The following is a 25,923-nucleotide window of genomic DNA, read 5'->3' as shown; positions in this document are numbered from 1 at the left end:
ACTCTAGCGCGTGGCCCCGCTTCCCTGCCTCGCGCTATCCCGGGCTGCTGCCTAGCCCGGCGTGAGGATGAAGTCCCAGGGGTCGCTGTTGGTGGTGCTGACCTGGATCTCCACCTCATGTCCCTGGTCAGCCAGGACGTTGCCCAGGGCGGCCGCGGCCGCAGGCAGCCAAAGCCATTCACTGGCGAAGTGCGACACGTCCACCAGGTACGGCCGTCCGTTGAGGGCGGCTTCGCGTGCCTCGGATGCCGGGTGGTGGCGAAGGTCCGCGGTGACGTAGACGTCGGCGTTGCTGGCGCGCACCTCATTGAACAGCGAATCGCCGGCACCGCCGCACACCGCGATGCGCCGCACCAGTCCGTCCTTGTCGCCGGAGACCCGCACTCCCCCGGCCACTGACGGAAGAATTCCAAACACCCGGGCCGCGAAGTCGCCCAGGCTCATGGCATCCGCCAGGTCGCCCACGCGGCCAATGCCTTCCTCCGGGAGCCCGTTGGCTGCCACCGTGAGCGGGGCGACGTCCTGGAGCCCCAGGGCGTCGGCCAGGACATCGGAAACGCCTCCGACGGCGGAGTCGCCATTGGTGTGCACGGTCAGCAGTGCCGTTCCCGACTCGATGAGCCGGTGGACTGCCCGGCCCTTCGCCGACGTGGCGGCGACCGACGTGACGCCCTTCAGCAGGAGGGGGTGGTGGGTGATGAGCAGTTCGGCTCCCCACTCAACGGCTTCCTCGATGACCTCCAGCGTGGGATCAACCGCAAACATCACCTTGGTGACGGCGGCGGACGGGTGGCCTGCCACGAGCCCTACCTCGTCCCAGTTTTCCGCCAGGGACTCCGGCCACAGTTCCTCAACTGCCAGGAGCAGTTCGGCCAAAGTGGGAGCGTCCGCGGAACCGGCCGGAGCCGGCGTGTCGGAGGAGGCTTCGCCGTCGTGATCTGCCTGGCCGGTAACGTCGGTGTCCACAGGTTCCATAGTCTTAGTTTTACCCCATCGGCTTGCGGCCGCCGCAGTTTGCGGCATGGCGCGGGGCCGGCAGGGAATGATCCCGGGCCGTCAACCATTGAAGAGGTCATGAAAACTTTTGTTCTTGGCGGAGGTTGCTTCTGGTGCCTTGACGCCGTCTACCAGAAGACACGGGGTGTCACCTCGGTGGTGTCCGGCTACACCGGCGGGCACGATCCCCATCCGGACTACTACTCGGTCTGCAGTGGAACCACTGGCCACGCGGAGGTGGTGGCGGTGACCTTCGACGAGGAGGTTATCCCCGCGGAAGTTGTCCTTGACATGTTCTTCGCCCTTCATGACCCCACCACGCTGAACCGGCAGGGATACGACGTGGGCACCCAGTACCGTTCCTCGATGTTCTACGAGACCACGGAGGAGAAGATCCTGTTCGAGGAAGCCATCGAACGCAACCAGGCGCTGTGGCCGCATCCCATTGTCACCGAGGTCAGCCGCCTGCCGCGGTTCCACGTGGCGGAGGAATTCCATCAGGATTACTACGCCAAACACCCGGAGCAGGGGTATTGCCAGGTGATCATCAACCCCAAGCTGGCCAAGGCCCGGAAATATTACTCTGCATGGCTTAACGCTTAGCCTCCGTTACGCGGCCTCGTTAGGCTGACCTCAGTATTCACCCCTTAGAGATAGGCGTATGTACATGGCACGGATCTATGACGATGTGACGCAACTGGTGGGCGGGACCCCACTGGTCCGGCTGAACCGGCTCAGCGAGGGGCTGGACGCCACCGTTGCCGTGAAGCTGGAGTTCTACAACCCGGCCAACAGCGTCAAGGACCGCATCGGCGTTGCCATCATCGACGCCGCGGAAAAATCGGGCGCCCTGAAGCCCGGCGGCACCATCGTCGAAGGCACCTCCGGCAACACGGGCATCGCCCTCGCCATGGTGGGTGCCGCCCGCGGGTACAAGGTCATCCTCACCATGCCTGAGACCATGTCCACCGAGCGCCGGGTCATGCTGCGCGCCTTCGGTGCCGAGATCGTCCTGACCCCGGGGTCCGAGGGCATGCGCGGAGCCGTGGAAAAGGCCCAGGAAATCGTGGCCAACACCGAGAACTCCATTTGGGCCCAGCAGTTCGCCAACGAAGCCAACCCGGAGATCCACCGCAGGACCACCGCCGAGGAAGTCTGGGAAGACACCGACGGAGGCGTGGACATCTTCGTGGCCGGCGTTGGCACCGGTGGAACCATCACCGGCGTCGGGCAAGTCCTGAAGGAACGCAAGCCCGGCGTACAGATCGTGGCGGTGGAACCCAAGGACTCCCCCATCCTGAACGGCGGCGCCCCCGGCCCGCACAAGATCCAGGGACTGGGCGCCAACTTCATCCCGGAGCTGCTGGACACCAACGTCTACGACGAGGTTATTGACGCGAACCTGGAGGACTCGGTCCGCGTTGCGCGCGAACTGGGCATCAAGGAAGGCATCCTGGGCGGCATCTCCTCCGGCGCCATCGTCTGGGCCGCGCTGGAACTGGCCAAGCGTCCGGAAAATGCCGGCAAGCTGATCGTGGCGGTCGTTTGCGACTTCGGTGAGCGTTACATCTCCACCGTGCTCTATGACGACATCCGCGGCTGATCAGCCCGCCATCCGCCCGTTTCCTGTAGAAAGAACTTTGTGGGCTTTTTCGCAAGACTGAAGGAAGACCTCGACGCCGCCCGGTCCCACGACCCGGCGGCTCGAGGTTCTTTTGAGAACTTTTTCGCCTATTCCGGCCTGCATGCCATCTGGATCCACCGGCTGACGCACCGCATGTGGCAGAACCCGTCGCTTCGCTTCCCGGCGCGCCTGCTGTCCCAGCTGGGCCGGTCCTGGACCGGTATTGAGATCCATCCGGGTGCCACGATCGGACGTCGTTTCTTCATTGACCATGGCATGGGTGTGGTCATTGGCGAGACAGCCGAGATCGGCGAGGACGTGATGATCTATCACGGCGTCACGCTCGGTGGGCGCTCACTTGCCCGGATCAAACGCCACCCCACCATCGGTGACCGGGTCACCATCGGTGCCGGAGCCAAAATCCTGGGGCCCATCACCATCGGCCGGGACAGTGCCGTGGGCGCCAACGCCGTGGTAGTGAAGGATGCGCCGCCGGAATCGATCGTTACCGGTGTTCCGGCCAAATGGAGGCACCGGGACGCGCAGCGGGAAACCAAGCCCGCCGTCGATCCGGCCGAATACGACATCGAGTACCGGATCTAGAAGTACCAGGCACAGCAAAAGGCGGGCAGTTTCCCGGAGAACCGGGAAACTGCCCGCCTTTGTCATGCGGCGGCAGCTGCTAGTGGGTGTCCACCGCTTCAACTTCGGACTTGTCCTCGCCCCAGAGGGTGTGGAAGGTTCCCTCGGTGTCGATGCGGCCGTAGGTGTGTGCACCGAAGAGGTCGCGCTGGCCCTGGATCAGGGCGGCGGCCACGCGCTTGCGGCGCAGGCCGTCGTAGTACGCCAGCGATGAGGAGAACACCGGCACCGGGATGCCGAGCTGGACGGCGGTGGCAACAACGCGGCGCCACGCCGGCAGGGCGTCTGCAATGGCCTTGGTGAATGCCGGGGCGAACAGCAGGTTGGCCGGCTTCTGGTCCGCGGCGTAGGCCTTGGTGATGTCCTTGAGGAGCTCGGCGCGGATGATGCAGCCGGCGCGCCACAGGGAGGCGATCTCGTCCAGCTTCAGTTCCCAGCCGTATTCCTTGGCGGCCGAGGTCAGCATGTCCAGGCCCTGGGCGTAGGAGACCAGCTTGGACGCGTAGAGCGCCTGGCGGACGTCCTCAACGAAGCTTTCCGGGATCTCGACGTCGGCCTCGTTGCCTGCCAGCAGTTCCTGGCCCAGCCTGCGCTGCCCGGCCTGGGAGGAGAGGGCGCGGGCGAAGACGGATTCGGCGATGCCGGACACCGGCGAGCCGAGTTCCAGGGCGGAAATGACGGTCCAGCGGCCCGTACCCTTCTGGCCGGCGGCGTCGACGACGACGTCAACGAACGGCTTGCCGGTCTTGGCGTCCACGTGGCCCAGGACCTCGGCGGAAATCTCGATCAGGAAGGATGAAAGCTCCCCCTTGTTCCATTCGGTGAAGATCTTGGCCTGTTCGGCGGGCTCGATGCCGGCACCGGAGCGGAGCAGGTCGAAGGCCTCGCCGATAACCTGCATGTCGGCGTATTCGATGCCGTTGTGGACCATCTTGACGAAGTGGCCGGCGCCGTCGGTGCCGATCCAGGCGCAGCAGGGCTCGCCGTCGACCTTCGCGGAAATCTTCTCCAGCAGCGGGCCGAGGGCCTTGTAGGACTCCTTGGAACCGCCGGGCATGATGGACGGGCCGTTCAGTGCACCCTCTTCGCCGCCGGACACACCGACGCCCACGAAGTGCAGGTCCTTCTTGGCCAGTGCGGCTTCCCGGCGGCGGGTGTCCTCGTAGTGGGAGTTGCCGGCGTCGATGATGATGTCGCCCGGCTCCAGGAGCGGCTCCAGCTGCTCAATGACGGAATCGACCGGCTTGCCGGCCTTGACCATGATGAGCACCCGGCGGGGCTTTTCCAGGGAATCAACAAGTTCCTGGAGGGTCTCGGTCCGGACGAAGTCGCCTTCGGAGCCGTGCTTCTCCAGCAGCGCGTCGGTCTTCTCCACCGACCTGTTGTGCAGGGCAACCGTGAACCCGTTGCGGGCCAGGTTGCGGGCCAGGTTGGCGCCCATGACGGCGAGGCCGGTGACACCGATGTGTGCTGCAGACATCAATAACTCCAATTCATTGTTTGCCCCGGTTGCCGGCTTCCGCAGGCGGGAAGACACCGGGGCAGATCAGGGGGTCGGAATAAAGCATATATATTCTCGCTGTGACGCGAAAGTAACAGCTGCGTAATGGAACCATTGTTTCGGTGCCGGTTCAGGTTGGCCACCCTGCGAACCACCGCGGCAGCGGGCGCACGCACAACCGGGCGTCGGCCAGCAACTAGGCTTAGCAGCATGACCAGCAGCCTCCACCACCGTGCCATCGACAACCTGGGCACCCGGATTATCTCGGGGGATCTCCCGGCGGGCCACGTCATGCTGGCGGAGCAGTTGGAGGATGAACTGAAAGTGTCCCGCTCGGTGATCCGGGAAGCGGTGCGGGTCCTGCAGTCGCTGGGGCTGGTGGAAACCACCAAGCGGGTGGGCATCCGTGTGCTGCCGGCAAGCCGTTGGAATCCTTTCGATCCCCAGGTGATCCGGTGGCGGCTGGCAAGCGACGCACGCGGCGCGCAGCTCCGCTCCCTCGCCGAACTGCGCGCCGCGGTGGAACCCGCGGCCGCCGAACTGGCGGCACAGAATGCCCCTGCACCGCTGCGGATGGAGCTCGTGGACGTTGCCCGTGCAATGCGGGAGGCCGGCAACAACGGCGAAGTTGCACGCTTCCTGGAACTGGACATCCGGTTCCACTCCCTGCTGCTCTCCGGCTCGGGCAACGAGATGTTCGCCAACCTCATGGGCCAGGTGGCCGAGACCCTGACAGGCCGCACCGTTCATGGCCTGATGCCCGACCACCCGCACCAGGCCGCCCTCCAGTGGCACGAGGATGTGGCGCAAGCGATTGCCAGGGGCGATGCCGCGTCCGCGCGCGAAGCCTCTGACCGGATCATGCGGCGCACCATGTCCCAGATGGCCGACACCTGGACGGAACAGCCACGGGTGTTTATCCCCGTTCGACAGTAGCTTCGCTCCGGGGGCCGAAGCTGAGGAGGACTTTTCCGGATTCGGCGGAGTTGCGGGCCATGGTGAAGGCTTCCAGTGCGTTGTCCACGGGGTATTCGTGGGTGATGACGGGCTCGATGTGCAGGGTCCTGTCGGTGAGGGCGGCGATGACGTTATCGATCTCGTCGTTGAACCGGAAGGAGCCTTTGAGGTCGAGTTCGCGGGTGATGGCCAGGGAGATCAGTACCGGCTGCGGCCCGGTGGGCAGCAGGCCCACCATCACCACGGTGCCGCCGCGGGCCGCGCCCTGGATGGCGGAGGCCAGGCCGTGGTGGTTGCCGGAGGATTCAATCACGACGTCGGCCTCCACGGCGGCGATCGCCTCCGCATCGCCGGCGGTGATCACCTGGTCCGCTCCCACGGCTTGGGCGATTTCCAGTGGTGTGGGGTGCACGTCGACGGCGGTGATCCGGGCCGCGCCGGCGCGTTTCAGGACGGCGACGGCGAGGGCCCCGATGGGCCCGGACCCGATCACGAGCGCCGATTTGCCGGCCACGTCCCCGGCCCGGGAGACGGCGTGCCAGGCCACGGCGGCCGGCTCGATCAACGCGGCGGTCCGCAGGCCAACACCGTTGGGCAGGGGCCGGAGCATCCGGGTGGGGAGGTTCACGTACCGGCTGAACGCCCCGTCCGTGTGCGGGAACCGCGCGGCACTGCCCAGGTAGGTGCAGCCCGGGGACAGGTTGGGCCGGTCCGCCGGGTAACGTGCGGCACCCGGGCCCGGGGTGGCCGGATGGACCGCCACCGCAGTGCCCGCGGCCGGGCCGGTCCCGTCAGCCGCGGCCCGGACCACCGTCCCGGAAATCTCATGGCCCAGCACCAGCGGCGCCCTCAGGATCGACTCCCCGGCCGCGCCGTGCAGCCAGTAGTGCAGGTCCGACCCGCAAATCCCGCCGAACGCCACCTCGACCACCGCCTCATCCGCGGCCGGAGCGGTAAGGGCCAGCTCGTCGATCCGCAGATCGTTGGCGGCGTGCGCCACCACGGCCGGGCCGGACACGGGGAGTGCTGTATCCAGTGCCATCAGACCACCACCGTCATTCCGCCATCGATAAAAATAGTCTGCCCGTTCACGAAATCAGACCCGTCCGAGGCCAGCCACACGGCCGGCCCGGCCAGGTCCTGCACGGTCCCCCACCGGTTGGCCGGGGTCCGGCCCAGGATCCAGGAGTTGAACTGCTCATCATCCACCAGGTTCTGCGTCATCTCCGTATGGATATAGCCCGGCGCGATCCCGTTGATCTGCAACCCGGACCCGGCCCACTCCGCCGTCATCGCCCGGGTCAGGTTCCGCAGCCCGCCCTTCGCCGCAATGTACGGCGCGATCGTGGGGCGGGCCAGGTCCGTCTGCACCGAGCAGATGTTGACGATCTTCCCCCGCCCCCGCGGGATCATGTACCGCGCTGCTTCCCGGCCCACCAGGAACGCGCTGGTCAGGTCCGTGGAAATCACCCGTTCCCAATCCTTCACGTCCAAATCCAGCATCGGCACCCGGTGCTGGATCCCTGCATTGTTCACCAGGATCTCCAACGGCCCCACATGCTCCTCCACCCATGCCACCCCGCGCGCCGCCCCGGCGTCGCTCGTCACGTCAAAAGCGACACTGTGAACCCGGCCCGGAGCGTAGTCGGCGGCCATCGCCGCCGCGGCATCCTTGAGCCGCTCCCCGTTGATACCGTTCAACACCACCGTTGCCCCGGCGTCGGCCAGTGCCCGCGCCAACGCGTTGCCAATCCCCCGGCTGGACCCCGTCACCAAGGCAACCCGGCCGGTCAAATCAAACAAAGAACTCATGGTGCAACTGTTCCTTCCGCCGCTCCCGCGGCTCCTTGACTGAGGTTGGAGACCACCTGCCGCACGACGGCAAGGTCCTGGTCGCCGTGGCCCTGGCGCCTTAGCTCCGCGTAGAGCTCGATGCCGGCCGCTGCCATTGGGGTTGCCACGCCCGCCGCCTCGGCGGCATCCAGCACGAACCCAAGGTCCTTGTGCATGAATTTGGCCGGGCCGGTGGGGGTGTAATCCTTGCTGACCAGGCGCGGGCCCACGATCTCCAGGACCCTGCTCGCGGCCAAGCCGCCGGACAGGACCTCGAACAGTGCCGCCGGATCCAGCCCGGAGCGTTCGGCAAGTTCGGCAGCCTCGGCAAGCGCCGCCGTCGTGGTCCCCACCACCAACTGGTTGCAGGCCTTGGCAAGTGAGCCCGCGCCCAGTGGGCCAAGGTGGCGCACGGTGGTACCCATGGTCAGCAGCAGGGGCTCAACGCAGCGGAAGGACTGTTCGTCGTCCGCGCCTGCCATGATGGCGAGGGTGCCGTCCGCCGCACCCTTGGTGCCTCCGCTCACGGGTGCATCCACGACCCGTGCGTTGCCGGAACTGAACTCCCGGACGCGCCGCCCGAATTCCTGTACGCCGGTGGGCGAAACGCTGCTCATGACCAGCAGGACGGTATTCGGTGCCGGCGGGTTCTGCTTCCAGCTCTCCAGCAGGTCATGTGCTGTTTCCTCTATGTGTGGCAGGTCAGGCAGCATGAACACGATGGCGGGGAGGTTCCGCATCTCCACGACCCGCTCAACGGCACACCCGCCGAGGTCCTGCAGCCGGGTGAGCGCTTCAGGCGACCGGTTCCAGCCGCTGACCTGCCAGCCCCCTGCGATGGCATTGGAAGCCATCAAATTACCCATATGCCCCAGGCCCACGAAGCCTGCCCGCTTGTCCTCCATGATCTGCCTCACATCGTCGTGCTGGAAAGAGTTGTTCAATATCCTAGTCACAATTCAGCATAATGAACTCCATAGTGCTTGGAATTAAATTTCCGCTGCTGTCCGGGTTGAGGCAGGTTTTGTGGACCTCACTGGTGGGCGACTGATCCTCAAGGACCTTCCCGTGAACCTAGGGATCCCACAAATCCTCCACGTCCAACCCGCCGCCCGGCGGTGCCATAGTGTCCATTCATGTGAACAACAACCACCATGACGGCCTGTGAACGGCGGTTTTCGTGGCCCTGATCCAACGTGAAGCAGCCGAACGGCGCATGACTTTTTGTTTCCAGCAGTTCACGGTATATTCATCCCAAGCCCTCCACCGCGGCATCCCCCAATAGCCGCGGTGGAGGGTTTTCCAATGCCGGAAAGTCAACGCCGGCGTGATGCCTTCGTATCCGGGCATTGATACGTCAAGCTGCGTCCGCTGCCGTCTCCCGTAGCCTCCAGCCTCCGCCGATCCCATCGCGCTGGAGGTACATGGTGGTCAGCGCTGACTTGCTGTTGTTGCCCAGCCGCACCTGCAGCTGCAGGACTTCGACGTCCACACCACTGTTGCCCTTCGGCATCCGCCGGCTGGTTTCCCACCAGTTGATGCGCTCGAACCACCTGACCGGCTCGGCACCAACCGCCCATTCCCTGCCCCGGCTCAGCACCGTCGTCGGTATTCCGTTGCTGTCTGTGTGCACCATGACATGTTCCATTCCTGCAACGTATGGCAAGGGTCCGACAATGACGGCAGGAGGGCGGGCAGCAAAAAACCCGCCGCCCGCCGGTAAGGCGGGGACAGCGGGTTTGTAGTTTGGTGGGTCCTACCGGGATCGAACCGATGACATCCACGGTGTAAACGTGGCGCTCTACCAGCTGAGCTAAAGACCCAAATCACGCGGTTTCCGGCCGGACTGCCGCAACCAACGAACATAAACTCTACCCGACAGGGGACCGGAAAGGCGAATCCGCGCACCGAACCGCCTGAGGTGTCCCTACAGGGCGGGGAGTTCGGCCGCGAGGTAGCCCAGCGCCTGGCTGACGCCGGCTTCAAGCTTGACGGTCGCCTTGTCATCACCCCGGGTGGCGCCCCGGTTGATGATCACCACCGGCTTGGATTCCTTGGCCGCATGCCGCACAAACCGAAGTCCGCTCATGACCGTCAGGGATGAACCGGCAACCACCAGCGCGGCTGCCCCGTCCACCATGGCGTACGAACGTTCCACCCGGTCCTTGGGCACATTTTCCCCAAAGTAGACGAAGTCCGGCTTCAGGGTACCGCCGCAGGCAGGACAGACCGGCACCACGAAGCTGCTGATGAGGGCCTGGTCCTCCACGGTGGCGTCAGCATCCGGCGCCATCTCCACCAACCCGGACGCCGCTGCCCGTTCCAGGAATCCGGGGTTGAGTTCCTCGAAAACACCGGCCAGGAGGCGCCGGGTGTAGGTCCGCCCGCAGTCGAGGCATATCACCTGGTCATACCGGCCGTGCAGATCGACGACGTTGGAGCTGCCGGCGTCCTGGTGCAGGCGGTCAACGTTCTGGGTAATGAGGCCCGTGAGGTAACCGCGGCGTTCCAGCTCCGCTGCTGAATAGTGGCCCACGTTCGGGTCCGCGTGCCGCATATGGGACCACCCGATGTGGTTCCGGGCCCAGTAGCGGCGCCGGTTGGCCGCGTCCCGGACAAACTCCTGGTAGGTCATGGGCTGCCGCGGCGGCGAGTCCGGGCCACGGTAGTCCGGAATGCCGGAGTCGGTGCTCAGGCCCGCGCCCGTCAGCAGGGCGAACGGGGCACCGGCAAGCAGGTCGCGGATCCTGGCCAGCACCTCGAGGTCATCGGCTGACAGCGGAGCAGGGGCTACCGGCGGCATGCTGGCAAAGCCGGTAAGGCCCGTCCCCCGCCGATGTTCCGCCATGGTCGATCAGGCCTGTTTCAGATCCGCCAGGGCCGCGCGGTATTCGGCGAAGTCCCGGGCCTGTCCGCGGGGATTCACAACGCTGTAACGGATTCTGCCGTCAGCGTCGATGATGAAGGTGGCGCGCTTGGCCATGCCACTGACGTCGTCGAACACACCATAAGCACTGGCCACGGCCCCATGCGGCCAGAAGTCGGCAAGGAGGTCGAAGCTGTAGCCTTCCTGCGCCGCATAGGCCCGGAGGCTGAACTTGCTGTCCACGGACACTGCAAGGACCACCGCGTTCGAATCCTCGAATGTGGCCAGGTTGTCCCGTATCTCGCACAGTTCACCCGTGCAGATCCCCGAGAATGCAAACGGGTAGAAGACCAGGGCCACGTTCTGCCCCCGGAAGGATGACAGCGTCACGGGCTCGCCGTACTGGTTGGCAAGCTCGAAGTCGGGCGCTTCCGCGCCCAGTGCAGGAACAGCTGCGGAAGCGGCCTCAACCGCTGCCGTCATTTGTTCTTCCTGCTGACAAGGCGGGTTGCACTCCAGTCCTTCGAGACTCCCGCTGAGGTGGTGACGTGCAGGCCGGCGGTGGGTGCGGCTTCCTGGATGTCTGCTGGCGAGACGTAGCCGTCCCTGCCTGACTTGGGGGTGAGGACCCAGACAACACCGTTTTCGCTCAGGGTAGTGAGGGAATCCATCAGGCTGTCCACCAGGTCCCCGTCGCCGTCGCGCCACCACAGGATGACGGCGTCCGCCACCTCGTGGTCGTCCTCGTCCAGCAACTCGGAACCGGTGAGGTCCTCAATATCGTCACGCAAGTCGAAATCGACATCGTCGTCGTAACCGAACTCCTGAATCAGATCCCCGTTCTTGAAACCCAATTTTTCCGCCACATTTACCGAAGTGGCGGCGTCGGCCTCGCTCACGTGTTCCTCCAATACCTCATATATGCAGTGTGCATAGTGATTTCCATTACTCCCCAAGCCAACACCCTTTGTGCCTGCGCTTCAAGCTGCCGCCCCCGGGACTGCGCATATTCTGCGTCACATCCGGCTGCAGCATCCCCGTCACAAGGGCTTTTTGTCACACAACCAGTATGACGAACGAAATACAACCGCAGCACCTGACCCGCGGCTACGCATCGCGTTGCGGTCAGGGCTAGAGTGGCTGGTGACAACTATGGCTGCGGGACGACAACCTTGTGACTCCGTGCAGACATAGGAGCGCTAGGAAGCTGCCCGGCACACATGCCCGGGCTGTTGTAACCGATACGTCGCACACGGCGTATGTACGCCGGGCAGTCACCCTGCCTGGCCTGAGTGCGCCGATTCATGCGCGCAAAGAGAGGTTGGACGTGGCTGCAGGAGAAGATACCTCCCATATCCTCAGCGGGTTGACTAACCAGCTGCCTGATCGTGATCCGGAAGAGACTGCCGAGTGGGTTGAGTCCCTGGATGCGTTGATCAGGGAACAGGGCACCGAGCGTGCCCAATACATCATGCGGAGCCTGCTGCAGCGCGCCGGCGCGCAGAGCGTCGGGGTGCCGATGGTGACCACTACCGATTACGTGAACACGATCCCGGTGGACCAGGAAGCCCAGTTCCCGGGCAACGAGGAGTACGAGCGCCGGTACCGGGCCTACATGCGGTGGAACGCCGCGGTCATGGTCCACCGGGCGCAGCGGCCCGATATCGGCGTCGGCGGGCACATCTCCACCTACGCCGGTGCCGCGACCCTGTACGAGGTCGGGTTCAACCACTTCTTCCGCGGCAAGGACCACCCCGGCGGCGGGGACCAGGTCTTCTTCCAGGGCCATGCCTCCCCCGGCATGTACGCCCGGGCGTTCATGGAAGGACGCCTCTCCGAGGAGGACCTGGACGGGTTCCGGCAGGAAAAGTCCCGCGAGGGCCATGCCCTGTCCTCCTACCCGCACCCGCGCCTGATGCCGCACTTCTGGGAATTCCCTACCGTGTCCATGGGCATCGGCCCGATGAACGCGATCTACCAGGCCCAGAACAACCGGTACCTGCACAACCGGGGCCTGAAAGACACCTCCGACCAGCAGGTCTGGGCGTTCCTGGGCGACGGCGAAATGGACGAACCCGAATCCCGCGGCCTGCTGCAGCTGGCGGCGAACGAAAACCTGGACAACCTGAACTTCGTGATCAACTGCAACCTCCAGCGCCTGGACGGGCCGGTGCGCGGCAACGGCAAGATCATGCAGGAACTCGAAGCGTTCTTCCGCGGCGCGGGCTGGAACGTGATCAAGGTCGTCTGGGGCCGGGAATGGGATGACCTGCTCACCCGCGACACCGACGGGTCCCTGGTGAAAATCATGAACGAAACCGTCGACGGGGACTACCAGACCTACAAAGCCGAATCCGGCGGGTTCGTCCGCGAACACTTCTTCGGCAAAACCCCGCAGACCAAAGACCTCGTCGCGGACCTCACCGACGACCAGATCTGGAACCTCAAACGCGGCGGCCACGACTACCGCAAGGTCTACGCAGCCTACAAAGCCGCCACCGAATTCAAGGGCAAACCCACCGTCATCCTCGCCCACACCGTCAAGGGCTACGGCCTGGGACCGCACTTCGAGGGCCGCAACGCGACCCACCAGATGAAGAAGCTGACCCTGGATGACCTGAAGAAGTTCCGCGACCACCTGCGGATCCCCGTCAGTGACGAACAGCTCGAGAAGGACTCGTACCGGCCGCCGTACTACCACCCCGGTAACGACGCTCCGGAAATCAAGTACATGATGGAGCGCCGCGCTGCCCTGGGCGGAGCCGTCCCGGAACGCCGGAATACCCACGCCGAGATCGTGCTGCCCGACGCGAAGTCCTACGAGGTGGCAAAGCGCGGTTCGGGCAAGCAGCAGGCCGCCACCACCATGGCCTTCGTCCGGCTCCTCAAGGACCTGATGCGGGATAAGAACTTCGGCAAGCACATCGCCCCGATCATCCCCGACGAAGCCCGCACGTTCGGCATGGATGCGTTCTTCCCCACCGCGAAGATCTACAACCCCAAGGGCCAGAACTACCTCTCCGTGGACCGCGACCTGGTCCTGGCCTACAAGGAATCCCCCGCCGGGCAACTGATCCACCCCGGCATCAACGAAGCCGGCGCCGTGGCAGCCTTCACCGCCGCCGGGACCTCCTACGCCACCCACGGCGTGCCCCTGGTCCCGGTCTACGTGTTCTACTCCATGTTCGGCTTCCAGCGCACCGGCGACGCCTTCTGGGCCGCAGCAGACCAAATGACCCGCGGCTTCATCATCGGCGCCACCGCAGGCCGGACCACCCTCACCGGCGAAGGCCTCCAGCACGCCGACGGCCACTCCCCCCTGCTCGCCTCCACCAACCCCGCCGTGCTCACCTACGACCCCGCCTACGGCTACGAAATCGGCCACATCATCCGCTCCGGCCTCGAACGCATGTACGGGCCGGACTCAACGGACAAGAACGTCATGTACTACCTCACCGTGTACAACGAACCCATCGTCCAGCCCGCCGAACCCGAAAACCTCGACATCGAAGGCGTCATCAAGGGCATCTACCTGCTCGCACCGGCAAAGATCGACGGCCCCCGCACCCAGATCCTCGCCTCCGGCGTCTCCGTGCCCTGGGCCATCGAAGCCCAGCGCGTCCTGGCCGACGACTGGAACGTCTCCGCCGACGTCTGGTCCGTCACCTCCTGGAACGAACTGCGCCGCGACGGCCTCGCCGCCGAAGAAGAAGCCTTCCTCAACCCCGGCCAACCCGCCCGCACCCCGTTCGTCACCCAGCAACTCGAAGGCGCCACCGGCCCCATCGTCGCCGTCTCCGACTACATGAAAGCCGTCCCCGACCAGATCCGGCAGTTCGTCCCCAACGAATTCGCCACCCTCGGCGCCGACGGCTTCGGCTTCTCCGACACCCGCGCAGCAGCCCGCCGCTACTTCAAGAACGACACCCACTCCATCGTGGTGCGTGCCCTTGAAATGCTGGCGCGCCGTGGCGAGGTGGATGTTGACGCCCCGGTCAAGGCCATCGAGAAGTACAAGCTGCTCAACGTGAATGCCGGCACCACCGGCAATGCCGGAGGCGAAGCCTAGCCTTCCGGCTGGACAGCGTATCCAGCAGCATCACGACGACGGCGGCCCCCACTCACCAAGGTGGGGGCCGCCGTCGTCGTGTCTGTAGTGTGCGGCACCGGACGGGGCCGGACGTCTTGTGATCCGTGACAAGGCGGATTGTAGCCTTCGCACAAATGGAGCTTGCGCGACGGTGGCCGTATGCTCAAAGAATGCCAGCACCAGCCAGCCCGTCCTCCAAGCGGAAACCGACCCCGCCGAAGGTCACGCCGGAGAAGTCCGAAACCCTCAAGCAGCTCCGCGCCAACGTCGGCCAGCTCTCCACCAGTACCATGCGCAAGCTGGAGCAGTCGCTCCCCTGGTACAGCCGGCTCAGTGCGGATGAGCGGTCGGCACTGGGAATGGTGGCACAGAACGGCATCGCCGCTTTCGTGACATGGTACGAGCGGCCGAGCTCGCCGTCGTGGATCCTCACGGATGTCTTTGGGACAGCCCCCACGGAACTCACGCGTTCGATCAGCCTGCAGAAGGCGTTGCAGCTGATCAGGATCGTGGTGGAGGTGGTGGAGGACCAGGTTCCGGTCATCGCGCCGGAAGCCGACCAGCCGTCCCTGCGCGAAGCAGTCCTGCGCTATTCGCGGGAGGTGGCCTTCGCCGCCGCCGACGTGTACGCCCGCGCTGCCGAATCCCGCGGCTCCTGGGATACCCGGTTGGAAGCCCTGATCGTGGATGCGATCCTGCGTGGCGAAAACACGGACGCCCTGCGCTCACGCATCGCAGCGCTTGGCTGGAAGGCGCAGGAGAGGTTCACCGTGATGGTGGGCAATTCGCCCTCCGAACCCAGCGCCAGCTACGTCAGCGAGTTGCGGCGGATGGCCGGGCGCTATGCCGAGGACGCGCTGGTGGGCATCCAGGGCGACCGGCTGATCCTCATCCTTGGCGGTGTGCAGGACCGCGAAACAGCCTATGTGAAGCTCAGCGACATGTTCGCCCCCGGACCCGTGGTTTACGGGCCCGAGGCCAGCTCGCTGCTGGAAGCCAGCGGTTCCGCGCAGTCGGCCTTTGCGGGGCTGACCGCCGCGCGCGCCTGGCCCTCCGCTCCGCGGCCGGTAGCCGCGGACGACCTTCTGCCCGAACGCGTTATTTCCGGCGATGATGCGGCGCGCCGCTCGCTGGTGAAGAACATTTACCGTCCCCTCCTGGCGGCGTCCAACGGCCTGGTGGAAACGCTGGGAACGTACCTGGAACTGGGCCACTCGCTGGAGGCGACAGCCCGGGAACTCTTCGTCCACGCCAATACTGTTCGGTACCGGCTGAAGCGCGTCTGCGACGTCACAGGCTGGGATCCGTTGCTGCCGCGGGAGGCGTTCGTCCTGCAGGCCGCGCTGGTGGTGGGCCGGCTGTCGGCCCCGCCCAAGGCCGCCACGGAGCGGCAACCATCCCGTAACCAGTCGTGAGGCATTGTAGACTTCCTACAACCTGACCCCGTGAGCTTGGTGCGGTGAAACACCGCTGGATCACACAGTAATTTGGAAAGCTGGTTACGTGCTTGCAATAGTCTGCCCTGGACAGGGCTCACAGACCCCGGGTTTTCTGGCCCCCTGGCTGGAACTTCCCTCGGTGGCAGGCCAGCTGGCCTCCCTGAGTGACATCGCAGGCATTGACCTGATAGCCCACGGGACCACCTCCGACGAGGAAACCATCAAGGACACTGCGGTTGCGCAGCCCCTGATCGTTGCCGCGGGGCTGGTCACCGCCGCCTCCCTCTTCGATGTCGAACTCAACTCCCTTCCGGTGATCCTCGCGGGCCACTCCGTGGGTGAAATCACCGCCTCCGCCCTGGCTGGAGTGCTGACGGAGCAGGAAGCCATGACCTTCGTCCGCGAACGCGCCAACAGCATGGCCGCCGCGGCAGCCGTCACCCCCACAGGCATGAGCGCCGTCGTAGGCGGTGACCCGGCCGAGGTGCTGGCAGCCATCGAGGCGGCCGGCGCCGCCCCCGCCAACGTCAACGGGGCAGGCCAGACAGTGGCGGCCGGAACCTTTGAACAGCTGAAGGCCCTGGCCGAGAACCCGCCCGCCAAGGCCCGCGTCATCCCGCTCAAGGTGGCCGGTGCCTTCCACACCAGCCATATGTCGCCCGCTGTCAGCGCGCTTGAGAAACTGAAGCCGCAGCTGAACCCGGTGGCGCCCAAGGTGCCGCTGCTGTCGAATTTCGACGGCGGTGAAGTCACGGACGGTGATGCCGCCGTCGAAAGCCTGATTGCCCAGGTGTCCCGCCCGGTCCGGTGGGACCTCTGCATGGAGAGCATGGTCAAGCGCGGTGTGACCGGCGTGATCGAACTCGCCCCTGCCGGCACGCTGGCCGGACTGGCCAAGCGCGGCATGCCCGGCGTCAAGACCGTTGCGGTGAAGACTCCTGATGACCTCTCCGCGGCCCTGGCGCTCTTTGCAGAACTGGAGGGCAACGCATGAGCGTTCCCACGCTGAAACAGGTTCCCATCCACGAGCACAGCCGCATCCTTGGCCTGGGGGCCTACCGGCCGGACGTCATCGTCACCAACGAGGACGTGTGCCAGTGGATTGATTCCTCGGACGAGTGGATCCGCCAGCGCACCGGCATCGTCACCCGCCACCGCGCGGCTGCCGACGTCAGCGTGATCGACATGGCAGAGGGCGCTGCCCGCGAAGCCATGGAGAAGGCCGGTATTGACGCCTCGGAGCTCGGGGCCGTCATTGTTTCCACCGTGACACACCCCTACGCGACGCCTTCCGCCGCAGCCAGCCTGGCCGACAGGATCGGCGCCACGCCCGCACCTGCCTTTGATATTTCCGCCGCTTGCGCCGGCTACTGCTACGGGATTGCCCAGGCCGACGCCCTGGTCCGCTCCGGTACCGCAAAGTATGTCCTGGTGGTGGGGGCCGAAAAGCTTTCCGACGTCATCGACAACCGGGAACGCACCATCTCCTTCCTGCTCGGTGATGGTGCCGGCGCCGTCGTGATCGGCCCCTCCGACACCCCGGGCATCGCCCCCTCGGTATGGGGCTCAGACGGCAGCAAGTGGGACGCCATTGGCATGACCCGCTCCCTGCTTGACGTCCGCGACCTCGGCCTCGCCGCCCGGCAGTCCGACTCCACGGGCGACCTCGCCCTCCTGGAGGAAGCCCAGGAGCTCTATCCCACCCTCCGCCAGGACGGCCAGACGGTGTTCCGCTGGGCGGTGTGGGAAATGGCCAAGGTGGCCCAGCAGGCACTCGATGCTGCCGGCATCCAGGCTGAAGACCTGGTTGCCTTCATCCCCCACCAGGCCAACATGCGCATCATCGACGAGATGGTGAAGAAGCTGAAGCTGCCCGAGACGGTTACAGTGGCACGGGACATTGCCGAGGCCGGCAACACGTCCGCTGCCTCGATCCCGCTGGCAACGCACCGGCTCCTGCAGGAGAACCCCGGACTGAGCGGCGGGCTGGCCCTGCAGATCGGTTTCGGTGCCGGGCTGGTCTTCGGCGCACAGGTAGTTGTCCTTCCCTAGATACGCCCAAGGGTCGCAACCGCGGCCCGGACCGTTTCCGGCAGTCCCTGCCGGCAATACAAGAAAAGGAGCCACCAATGGCTAGCAACGAAGAGATCCTGGCCGGCTTGGCTGAAATCGTCAACGAGGAAACCGGCCTGGCCCCGGAGGCCGTCGAGTTGGACAAGTCCTTCACCGAGGACCTGGACATCGACTCCATCTCCATGATGACCATCGTGGTCAACGCCGAGGAAAAGTTCGGCGTCCGCATCCCGGACGAAGAGGTCAAGAACCTCAAGACTGTTGGCGACGCCGTCAGCTTCATCGCCGGAGCACAGGCCTAGCCAAGGGCTTTCGCCGTCCTACGGCTTGGCGGGGCTGCCGGTCCGGACTGACCGGACCGGCAGCCCGCCGCATTTATCCGGCACAGTACCCCCCGACCGGGACTGGCCGATCATCAAACTGTGCGGGACCCTGCGGCAGCCGCAGGCGGATACCCCCACCGACGAAAGAGTGATCCCATGACACGCAAAGTAGTCATTACCGGTCTGGGCGCCACTACGCCCATCGGCGGCGATGTGCCCACAATGTGGAGCAACGCCCTCAAGGGGGTCTCCGGTGCCCGCACCCTGGAGGACGACTGGGTAGCCAAGTACGAACTCCCTGTCCACTTCGCCGCACGGTGCAGCACGCCGGCCCTTGATGTCCTCAGCCGCGTCGAGGCCAAGCGGATGGACCCGTCCACCCAGTTCGGCGTCATCGCTGCACGGGAAGCCTGGGCCGATTCGGGCATCACGGAATTCGACCAGGACCGGCTGGCTGTTGCCTTTGCCACCGGCATCGGTGGCGTCTGGACGCTGCTGGACGCCTGGGACACCCTGAAGGAAAAGGGCCCGCGCCGCGTCCTGCCCATGACGGTGCCCATGCTCATGCCCAATGGTGTTGCCGCGGCCGTGAGCCTGGACCTCGGTGCCCGCGCCGGCGCCCACACCCCCGTCTCCGCCTGCGCCTCCGGCACGGAGGCCATGCACCTTGGCCTGGAGCTCATCCGCTCGGGCAAGGCCGACGTCGTCATGTGCGGCGGCGCCGAGGCAGCCATCCACCCCATGCCGCTGGCAGCATTTGCCTCAATGCAGGCGCTGTCCCGCCGGAACGATGATCCCCAGGGCGCCTCACGCCCGTACGACACCGGCCGTGACGGCTTCGTCATGGGCGAAGGTGCCGGCGCCCTGGTCCTCGAGGCCGAGGAACACGCCCTGGCCCGCGGAGCCCGCATCTATGCCGAGCTCGCCGGTACGTCCGTCACCGCTGACGCCTACCACATCACTGCCCCGGATCCCCAGGGGCTTGGTGCCACCCGCGCTCTGAAGGCGGCCATGTTCGACGGCCGGATCCAGGCTGAGGACGTGGTTCACGTCAACGCCCACGCCACCTCCACCCCTGTCGGCGACAAGCCCGAGTACACGGCCCTGCGTGCTGCCCTGGGCAGCCACGTGGACGACGTGGCGGTCTCTGCCACCAAGTCGCAGATGGGCCACCTCCTGGGCGCTTCGGGGGCGGTTGAGGCTGTCCTCACCGTACTGGCCGTCCATGACCGCAAGGCGCCGGTGACCATCAACCTGGAAAACCAGGATCCGGAGATCCCGCTCGACGTGGTCACCTCCGCCCGCGACCTCCCTGCAGGGAACATCGTGGCACTGAGCAACTCCTTTGGCTTCGGCGGCCACAACGCCGTCGTGGCTATCCGCAGCATCTAGGCGCTGCCCCGGGGAAGTCGCCCCGGACGGCAAAGGAGGCCCCGCCGCTTGGCGGGGCCTCCTTTGTGCTATGGAGGTGTTGTGGTGTCGTCGCGGTAAAAGTGGACGACGGCGGTCAGCCCACCTGGTGCAGCCAGCGAACGGGAGCGCCTTCGGCAGCGTGGCGGAACGGTTCAAGTTCTTCGTCCCACGCCTCGCCGAGGGCGAGGGACAGCTCGTGGTAGACGGCGGCGGGGTCGCCGGCTCCGGACTCGTAGGCGTACCGGATGCGGTCCTCGGACACCATGATGTTGCCGTGGACGTCTGTGACGGCATGGAAGATCCCCAGTTCGGGGGTGTGCGACCACCGGCCACCATCCACGCCCTGGCTGGGCTCCTCCGTCACCTCATAGCGGAGATGCGCCCAACCGCGCAGGCAGGACGCCAGTTTCGATCCCGTTCCGGGGGTTCCGGTCCAGGACAGTTCGGCCCGGAACATTCCGGGCGCAGCAGGCTGCGGGGTCCACTCAAGGTCCGTCCGCTTGTCCACCACGGCGCCGACTGCCCACTCAACGTGGGGGCACAGCGCCGTAGGGGCCGAGTGAACGAACAGCACACCGCGGGTCATTGCAACAGACATTCCATCCTCCATAGCTCTAGGTACGTCTTCCCCAACGACCTCGGCCTGGATGGAACTGCTGCGCCCTGCACTGCGGCGATGGTTCCCTGCCTGTATTCAGATGTATCAGATTAAGCTGTGTCCGGGCTTGCCGCGCGGTCCGAAGCCGTGAGAGCTTCAAGCCGCACTTGAAAGTTGCCGGACGTGACTCTTATTGTGCCGTACGCCATGGAATTACGCCAGTGCGATTACCTCGGCGATCAGGCCCTGGGATGCGCCTGCTGGTAACTCTTCCGGAGCCGGTCAACCGAAACGTGTGTGTAGATCTGGGTGGTGGCCAGGCTGCTGTGGCCAAGAATCTCCTGCACTGCCCGGAGGTCCGCGCCGCCGTCGAGCAGATGAGTGGCCGCCGAGTGGCGCAGGGCGTGGGGCCCGGACGCGGAGGTATCACCGAGCGCCTCAAACAGGGCGTTGACCAGGGCGCGCACCTGCCGCTGGTCGACCCGTCCACCGCGGGCACCGAGGAAGAGGGCGGGCCCGCTGGTGTCCTTCACCAGTCCCGGGCGCCCGCGCCGGAGCCAGTCGTCCACGGCCACCGCGGCCGGGACTCCAAACGGAACCGTGCGTTCCTTGTTGCCCTTGCCGATGACCCGCAGCGTCCGGCGGTCCGGGTCAAGGTCGTCGACGTCCAGTCCGGCGAGTTCGCCTACCCGGATACCTGTGGCGTAAAGGAGTTCCACGATGGCGCGGTTGCGTGCAGCCAGCGGTTCGCCCTCCGCGGCCGCCCTTTCCAGGCCCTCCAGTATGCGCGCGAGCTGGGAGGCCTGCAGGACCCCCGGCAGGGACCCCTCGCGTTTGGGTGCCTTCAGCCGCAGGGCCGGGTCTGCGGTGATGAGTTCCTCCCGTACGGCCCAGGCGGTGAAGGCCCGTGCCGTGGCAGACCGGCGTGCCAGCGTCGCCCGCGAGGCGCCCGCCGAACTTTGGCTGCCAAGCCAGCGGCGGAATGTCCCCAGTTCAAGCTCCTTCAGCCCTGCCACGCCTTCCGATGCAGCATGGGCCAGGAGGCTGCGCAGGTCGCCCAGGTACGCACGCATGGTATGGGCGGACATCCCGCGCTCCCCTGACAGGTACCCGGCGAACGCGTCCAGTGCCTTGGCCAGTTCCCCGGGCAGTTCTTCATTGTCCACTCCTCTACTTTCCCAGTTGCCCGGCCGGTACCGCCGGTGGACACGGTCATGCCTTGCCGCGTTTCCAGCCGCCCCGCTCCGATACGGCGAGTCCCAGCAGCCCCAGCCTCCCAAGTCCTGCCCTGACGGAGTCCTGGCCAAGCCCGGCCACGGCTGAGAGCTTTTCCACGGACGCAGTGGAGCGGAGCGGAAGCGCGTCCAGCAGGATCAGGTCCTCCAGGGTCAGCCCGTCCTGCACTGCAGCGTCTGCGGTGGGCTGATCGGGAAGGGCAGCTCCACTCGGTGAGGCGAGTTCGGCCACTTCAGCCGCGTCGGTGACGCAGACGGCTCCCCCGTCCCGGAGGAGTCGGTGGCAACCGGCGGAGTTGGCACTGTGGACGGATCCGGGTACGGCCCCGACGGCTCGGCCCAGGGTCTCTGCGTGATGGGCGGTATTAAGCGCCCCAGACCGCCAGCGCGCCTCCACCACCACTGTCACCGCGGAGAGGGCAGCAATGAGGCGGTTCCTCTGGAGGAAGCGGTAGCGGGTAGGGGCCGACCCCGGTGGTACCTCGGCCAGCACCGCACCCTGGTTTGCCACGGCCCGCAGCAGGTCGTCATTACCGGATGGATAGAAGCGGTCCACTCCCCCGGCCATGACGGCGATGGTGGGGACGGCGGAGGAACTGCCGGCGAGGGCGGCTCTGTGGGCATGAGCGTCGATTCCGTAAGCTCCGCCGGAGACCACCGTGAAACCCCGCTGCGCCAGCGAGTAAGCGATGTCCCCTGTCACGGACGCACCATAGCTGGTGCTGTCCCGCGATCCCACGAGGGCGATGGATTTGTCCGCACCCGGCAGCGGTTGTTCCCGCCCGCGCCACCAAAGGCAGATGGGCTCCTGGATTCCCAAGTCGGCAAGTTGGGCCGGCCACAGCTCATCACCGGGAATGATGAGGCGTCCGCCGAGCCGGGCCATGGTGGCCAGGTCGCGTTCGGGCGCAAGGTCGGGCAGCCGTGGCCGCCAACGCTTCAACGCGGCTGCCAGTCCGGCCCAACTGCCGGCAGCCCCGCTGTCAGCCAGCAGCGATGTCATCCCGCGCTCCAGGTCGGGCCCGGGTGCCACCTCACCGGCAGCGATGCGCAGCGCGTCCGTTGCCCCTGCCATCTGGACAAGGGCCAGGCCCGCGGTGTCCTGGGGCTCCATGAGCCGTGACAGGGCGGCCCGGGCCAGCCGTTCGGCATCCCTGGGTGTCATGCCGCGGCCGCCGAAGCCTGCCGCAGGCCCAGGGCCTGTCCGATGTCGTTCGGGTCCGGCGTATCGCGGTGCCCCAGGTCCGCCAGCGTCCACGCGAGCCGAAGGACACGGTCATACCCGCGGGCGGTAAGTACCCCCCGCTCCAGGGACTGGTCAAGGATCCGGGTCGCGGCCGCGGGGAGACGCAGTTCACCGCGGAGGATGCGCCCCGGCACCTGGGAATTGGTCTCCAGGCCGAAGCACCGTAAACGTTCCGCCTGCCGGGCACGCGCGTCCAGGACCCGGCCTGCCACTGATGCAGTGCCCTCTTCCGCGCCCGCTTGGCCAAACTCGGCCAGGGATACGCGCTCCACCTGCAGTTGGATGTCCACCCGGTCCAGCAGGGGCCCGGACATCCTGGCCAGATAGCGGCGGCGCATCACGGGTGTGCAGGTGCAGTCCAGCCCCTTGCCCGATGCCTTGCCGCAGGGGCAGGGGTTGGCGGCGAGCACCAGCTGGAAACGGGCCGGATAGGCGGCTGTCCCGGCTGACCGGTGGATAACCAACTCCCCGCTCTCCAGCGGCTGCCGCAGCGCGTCCAGGACACGCCGCTCGTACTCCGGTGCCTCATCCAGGAAAAGCACGCCCCGGTGGGCACGTGATGCTGCCCCCGGCCGGGGCAGGCCGGCCCCGCCGCCGATGATGGCGGCAGCGGTGGCTGAGTGGTGCGGGTTTTCGAACGGCGGCCGGCGCAGGAGCTGTACCGAGGATGCGGGCAGGCCGCACAGCGAGTGGATGGCCGTGACTTCCATGGACTCGTGGTCGCCAAGGTCCGGCAGGAGGCCCGGCAGCCGCTCCGCCAGCATGGTCTTGCCGGCTCCTGGCGGCCCGGTGAGGAGCAGATGATGGGCGCCCGCCGCCGCCACTTCCAGAGCCCTGCGGGCTTCGCCCTGCCCGGAGACGTCTGCCATGTCGGGACACGGGCCGGGAAGCGCCTGGCCGTCACCGGCGTCATCGGCCTCGTCCGGTTCGAAGTCCAGGGCAAGTTCCTGGGGGTCCGCCCCAAAGTCGAGGGCAAGCCGGGCAAGCGTGCGGTACCCGCGCACCTTGGCTCCGGGGACCAGGGAGGCCTCGGCGAGGTTGGCCTGGGCCACCACGATCTCCGGATACCCGGCCTGCACCGACGCCATGACCGCCGGCAGGATTCCCCGCACCGGCCGCAGCCTCCCGTCGAGCCCCAGCTCGGCGATAAAGACTGTGCGCCCCGTGGGCTTGATGTCGTTCGCTGCCCGGAGGACGGCCATGGTGACGGCGAGATCGAAGCCGGAGCCTCGTTTCGGCAGTGAGGCAGGAATGAGGTTTGCGGTGATCTTCCTTCGGCTGAGCGGGATCCCGGAGTTCTTCGCGGCTGAGCGGATGCGCTCCTTGGCTTCGTTGAGGGAAGCGTCCGGCAGCCCAAGAATGACGAAGGCCGGGAGCGTCTGGCCGATGTCAGCCTCGACTTCCACCATGTAGCCGTTGAGCCCCACGAGGGCGATGGAGTAGGTGCGCCCGAGGGCCATTACCCCACCCCCTTGAGGTGTTCGACCACGGGTTCCCCGCCGCCGTCGTCCACGACGGCTATGACGTCCACGCGGCGCAGCGGCATCCGCAGTTCGCGGTCACGGCACCAGGCAGCAGCGAGGCGGTGCAGCCGTGCCAGCTTTTCCGGACCGACGGCTTCAAACGGATGGCCGTAGTCGAGCGAACGGCGGGTTTTGACTTCGGCGATCACCAGCGCATCGCCGTCGAGGGCGACGATATCAATCTCGCCCCCAGTGCACCGCCAGTTGCGCTCCACCACCAGCATGCCCAGCGCTTCAAGATAGCCCACGGCAAGGTCTTCGCCCCGCCGGCCCAACAGGTCTTTGGATTTCATGTGTACCTCCGCAACCAGCCTGGAGGCGGAGGGCCGCGGAAGACAGAAGGCCCCTGCCGTATGTGGACAGGGGCCGGTGTGGAGGGGAAGTCAGGGTCCCGCGGGACCCTAGTTGCCCAGGTCTACATCCTTGGGCAGGGCCAGTTCCTCGTTGCGGGGCAGTTCCTCCACGTTCACGTCCTTGAAGGTCAGGACCCTGACGCTTTTGACGAACCGTGCCGAGCGGTAGACATCCCATACCCAGGCGTCCTGGAGGGTCAGGTCGAAATAGACCTCACCATCGGCGCTGCGGGCCTGGAGGTCCACATGGTTGGCCAGGTAAAAGCGCCGTTCGGTCTCGACAACGTAGCTGAAGAGGCCGACCACGTCGCGGTATTCACGATAGAGCTGAAGCTCCATGTCGGTTTCATAGTTCTCAAGATCCTCAGCACTCATGCTTCCATCTTGCACCATGTCCGGCACGGGTGCCGCGGGTGGCGGGGGTCAGTCTTCGTACGGCTCGTCCCCGTCGGGCACCTCGGCGTCCTGCAGTTCCCCGCCAAGCAGCCGCCAGCTTACCCTGTGGTACGGTGTGGGCCCGGCGGCGCGTAGGACGTTCCGATGGGCTGCCGTGGCATATCCCTTGTTGATGTCCCAGCCGTAATCGGGATATTCGGTGTGCAGTTCCCGCATCATCCGGTCCCGTTCCACCTTGGCAATAACACTTGCGGCCGCGACGCTGAGGCACTGCATGTCCGCCTTGACCTTGGTATGGACCGGGGCTTCACACGCGGCCTCCAGCACGGGCTGGTCGAACAGGGACAGCTGGCCTGCCGGGGAAAGCCAGTTGTGGCTTCCATCAAGCAGCACAGCCTCCGGGATGATGCCGGCGCTGATGATGCTGTTCCACGCGCGGGTTCCCGCCAGCCGAAGGGCAGCGATGATGCCGAGTGAATCTATCTCGCCGGCGGAAGCGTGTCCCACCGCCGATGCGATGCTCCACCGGCGCACCAGGGGATCCAGCCGTTCCCGTTCCGCAGGGCTCAGGAGTTTGCTGTCCAGCACGCCTGCAAGCGGCCTCTGGCGTTCCAGGTCAACGACGGCGATTCCCACGCTGACAGGACCGGCGAGGGCACCCCGGCCAACCTCATCCACCCCGGCAAGCAGGCGCACCCCCTGGGCCTTGAAGGTACGCTCGTGCCGCAGCGTGGGCGCCTTGGCTCCGCGTGCTGCCGGTTTTGAGCCGGAGCGCGCCTTCACTGCCGGGGTAGTCTGCACTGCTGGGGACGCCT

26 protein-coding genes and 1 tRNA gene are annotated in these 25,923 nt (G+C 66.1%); 10 read left to right on the top strand and 17 right to left on the bottom strand.

Going from position 1 to position 25,923, the window contains the following annotated elements:
• Window positions 1-51: 51 nt before the first annotated feature.
• Complete coding sequence (locus AC3ANU_RS10800; RefSeq protein ID WP_200831090.1) at window positions 52-975, bottom strand: Nif3-like dinuclear metal center hexameric protein; 924 nt, start codon at window positions 973-975, stop codon at window positions 52-54.
• A 99-nt stretch (window positions 976-1,074) separates the two neighbouring features.
• Between AC3ANU_RS10800 and msrA the strand changes: the two genes are divergently transcribed.
• The 3 genes from msrA to epsC all read left to right on the top strand — a co-directional run bounded on the left by msrA (window position 1,075) and on the right by epsC (window position 3,223).
• Window positions 1,075-1,599, top strand: a complete 525-nt coding sequence (gene msrA / locus AC3ANU_RS10795; protein WP_018769512.1) for a peptide-methionine (S)-S-oxide reductase MsrA — start codon at window positions 1,075-1,077, stop codon at window positions 1,597-1,599.
• Between the two features lie 64 nt (window positions 1,600-1,663).
• Window positions 1,664-2,599 carry a cysteine synthase A gene (cysK, locus tag AC3ANU_RS10790; protein ID WP_026265806.1) on the top strand — a complete coding sequence of 312 codons (936 nt, stop codon included), beginning with the start codon at window positions 1,664-1,666 and terminating at the stop codon, window positions 2,597-2,599.
• 39 nt (window positions 2,600-2,638) lie between these two features.
• Entirely contained in the window at window positions 2,639-3,223 is a 585-nt protein-coding gene (epsC, locus tag AC3ANU_RS10785) for a serine O-acetyltransferase EpsC (RefSeq protein WP_018769514.1), read from the top strand.
• Between the two features lie 79 nt (window positions 3,224-3,302).
• On the opposite strand, the gene gndA is transcribed toward epsC, so the two are convergent.
• A complete protein-coding gene (gndA, locus tag AC3ANU_RS10780; protein WP_018769515.1) occupies window positions 3,303-4,742 on the bottom strand; it encodes an NADP-dependent phosphogluconate dehydrogenase in 1,440 nt (479 codons plus the stop codon).
• A 231-nt stretch (window positions 4,743-4,973) separates the two neighbouring features.
• Between gndA and AC3ANU_RS10775 the strand changes: the two genes are divergently transcribed.
• Window positions 4,974-5,699: a FadR/GntR family transcriptional regulator gene (locus tag AC3ANU_RS10775; RefSeq protein ID WP_018769516.1), complete on the top strand. Its 726-nt coding sequence runs from the start codon at window positions 4,974-4,976 to the stop codon at window positions 5,697-5,699.
• Here the strand turns inward: AC3ANU_RS10775 and AC3ANU_RS10770 are convergent.
• The 8 genes from AC3ANU_RS10770 to AC3ANU_RS10735 all read right to left on the bottom strand — a co-directional run bounded on the left by AC3ANU_RS10770 (window position 5,680) and on the right by AC3ANU_RS10735 (window position 11,318).
• Window positions 5,680-6,762, bottom strand: coding sequence for an L-idonate 5-dehydrogenase (locus AC3ANU_RS10770; RefSeq protein WP_208324255.1), 1,083 nt, complete (start codon window positions 6,760-6,762; stop codon window positions 5,680-5,682). The genes AC3ANU_RS10775 and AC3ANU_RS10770 overlap by 20 nt on opposite strands.
• The gene (locus tag AC3ANU_RS10765; protein WP_056390760.1) at window positions 6,762-7,532 is read right to left on the bottom strand and encodes an SDR family oxidoreductase; all 771 of its coding nucleotides are present in this window, start codon (window positions 7,530-7,532) and stop codon (window positions 6,762-6,764) included. The genes AC3ANU_RS10770 and AC3ANU_RS10765 overlap by 1 nt, the downstream gene beginning before the upstream one ends.
• A complete protein-coding gene (locus AC3ANU_RS10760; RefSeq protein WP_488315968.1) occupies window positions 7,529-8,458 on the bottom strand; it encodes an NAD(P)-dependent oxidoreductase in 930 nt (309 codons plus the stop codon). The genes AC3ANU_RS10765 and AC3ANU_RS10760 overlap by 4 nt, the downstream gene beginning before the upstream one ends.
• Window positions 8,459-8,910: 452 nt before the next feature.
• Window positions 8,911-9,189, bottom strand: a complete 279-nt coding sequence (locus AC3ANU_RS10755) for a hypothetical protein (protein WP_223991921.1) — start codon at window positions 9,187-9,189, stop codon at window positions 8,911-8,913.
• Between the two features lie 111 nt (window positions 9,190-9,300).
• Window positions 9,301-9,376: transfer RNA gene (locus AC3ANU_RS10750), tRNA-Val, on the bottom strand.
• Between the two features lie 104 nt (window positions 9,377-9,480).
• On the bottom strand, window positions 9,481-10,401 hold the full coding sequence (locus AC3ANU_RS10745; RefSeq protein WP_018769521.1) for an NAD-dependent protein deacetylase: 921 nt from the start codon (window positions 10,399-10,401) through the stop codon (window positions 9,481-9,483).
• Window positions 10,402-10,407: 6 nt separating this feature from the next.
• A complete protein-coding gene (locus tag AC3ANU_RS10740) occupies window positions 10,408-10,902 on the bottom strand; it encodes a peroxiredoxin (protein WP_018769522.1) in 495 nt (164 codons plus the stop codon).
• A complete protein-coding gene (locus AC3ANU_RS10735; protein WP_026265808.1) occupies window positions 10,899-11,318 on the bottom strand; it encodes a DUF3052 domain-containing protein in 420 nt (139 codons plus the stop codon). Before AC3ANU_RS10735 ends, AC3ANU_RS10740 begins: the two co-directional genes overlap by 4 nt.
• 428 nt (window positions 11,319-11,746) lie before the next feature.
• Here AC3ANU_RS10735 and aceE point away from each other — a divergent pair, with 428 nt between their 5' ends.
• The 6 genes from aceE to AC3ANU_RS10705 all read left to right on the top strand — a co-directional run bounded on the left by aceE (window position 11,747) and on the right by AC3ANU_RS10705 (window position 19,736).
• Window positions 11,747-14,488 (top strand): pyruvate dehydrogenase (acetyl-transferring), homodimeric type, encoded by a 2,742-nt coding sequence (gene aceE, locus AC3ANU_RS10730; RefSeq protein WP_223991926.1) that lies wholly within the window; start codon window positions 11,747-11,749, stop codon window positions 14,486-14,488.
• Window positions 14,489-14,679: 191 nt separating this feature from the next.
• The gene (locus tag AC3ANU_RS10725; RefSeq protein WP_018768270.1) at window positions 14,680-15,924 is read left to right on the top strand and encodes a PucR family transcriptional regulator; all 1,245 of its coding nucleotides are present in this window, start codon (window positions 14,680-14,682) and stop codon (window positions 15,922-15,924) included.
• A gap of 88 nt (window positions 15,925-16,012) precedes the next feature.
• Window positions 16,013-16,942 carry an ACP S-malonyltransferase gene (locus tag AC3ANU_RS10720; RefSeq protein WP_186447725.1) on the top strand — a complete coding sequence of 310 codons (930 nt, stop codon included), beginning with the start codon at window positions 16,013-16,015 and terminating at the stop codon, window positions 16,940-16,942.
• Window positions 16,939-18,000 (top strand): beta-ketoacyl-ACP synthase III, encoded by a 1,062-nt coding sequence (locus tag AC3ANU_RS10715; protein WP_056387340.1) that lies wholly within the window; start codon window positions 16,939-16,941, stop codon window positions 17,998-18,000. Before AC3ANU_RS10720 ends, AC3ANU_RS10715 begins: the two co-directional genes overlap by 4 nt.
• Window positions 18,001-18,077: 77 nt before the next feature.
• Entirely contained in the window at window positions 18,078-18,323 is a 246-nt protein-coding gene (locus tag AC3ANU_RS10710) for an acyl carrier protein (RefSeq protein ID WP_009359314.1), read from the top strand.
• 177 nt (window positions 18,324-18,500) lie between these two features.
• A complete protein-coding gene (locus tag AC3ANU_RS10705; RefSeq protein WP_018768273.1) occupies window positions 18,501-19,736 on the top strand; it encodes a beta-ketoacyl-[acyl-carrier-protein] synthase family protein in 1,236 nt (411 codons plus the stop codon).
• Window positions 19,737-19,851: 115 nt separating this feature from the next.
• Here AC3ANU_RS10705 and AC3ANU_RS10700 read toward each other — a convergent pair whose 3' ends face one another.
• The 7 genes from AC3ANU_RS10700 to rnhB form a co-directional block, all read right to left on the bottom strand.
• On the bottom strand, window positions 19,852-20,355 hold the full coding sequence (locus tag AC3ANU_RS10700; protein ID WP_026265612.1) for a DUF3145 domain-containing protein: 504 nt from the start codon (window positions 20,353-20,355) through the stop codon (window positions 19,852-19,854).
• A gap of 239 nt (window positions 20,356-20,594) precedes the next feature.
• A complete protein-coding gene (locus AC3ANU_RS10695) occupies window positions 20,595-21,521 on the bottom strand; it encodes a tyrosine recombinase XerC (protein WP_488314516.1) in 927 nt (308 codons plus the stop codon).
• 46 nt (window positions 21,522-21,567) lie between these two features.
• Window positions 21,568-22,755 (bottom strand): DNA-processing protein DprA, encoded by a 1,188-nt coding sequence (dprA, locus tag AC3ANU_RS10690; protein WP_488314515.1) that lies wholly within the window; start codon window positions 22,753-22,755, stop codon window positions 21,568-21,570.
• Window positions 22,752-24,296: a YifB family Mg chelatase-like AAA ATPase gene (locus AC3ANU_RS10685; RefSeq protein ID WP_488314514.1), complete on the bottom strand. Its 1,545-nt coding sequence runs from the start codon at window positions 24,294-24,296 to the stop codon at window positions 22,752-22,754. The genes dprA and AC3ANU_RS10685 overlap by 4 nt, the downstream gene beginning before the upstream one ends.
• Window positions 24,296-24,652 carry a YraN family protein gene (locus AC3ANU_RS10680; RefSeq protein ID WP_488314513.1) on the bottom strand — a complete coding sequence of 119 codons (357 nt, stop codon included), beginning with the start codon at window positions 24,650-24,652 and terminating at the stop codon, window positions 24,296-24,298. The genes AC3ANU_RS10685 and AC3ANU_RS10680 overlap by 1 nt, the downstream gene beginning before the upstream one ends.
• 108 nt (window positions 24,653-24,760) lie before the next feature.
• Window positions 24,761-25,087, bottom strand: coding sequence for a DUF2469 domain-containing protein (locus tag AC3ANU_RS10675; protein WP_056335405.1), 327 nt, complete (start codon window positions 25,085-25,087; stop codon window positions 24,761-24,763).
• 48 nt (window positions 25,088-25,135) lie between these two features.
• Complete coding sequence (gene rnhB, locus AC3ANU_RS10670) at window positions 25,136-25,891, bottom strand: ribonuclease HII (protein WP_488315967.1); 756 nt, start codon at window positions 25,889-25,891, stop codon at window positions 25,136-25,138.
• Window positions 25,892-25,923: the final 32 nt, after the last annotated feature.

It is taken from the genome of Arthrobacter sp. SDR-2R (assembly GCF_057747955.1).
The sequence above is the reverse complement of the archived record's forward strand: the minus strand, read 5'-3'. Positions and strand labels throughout refer to the sequence as shown.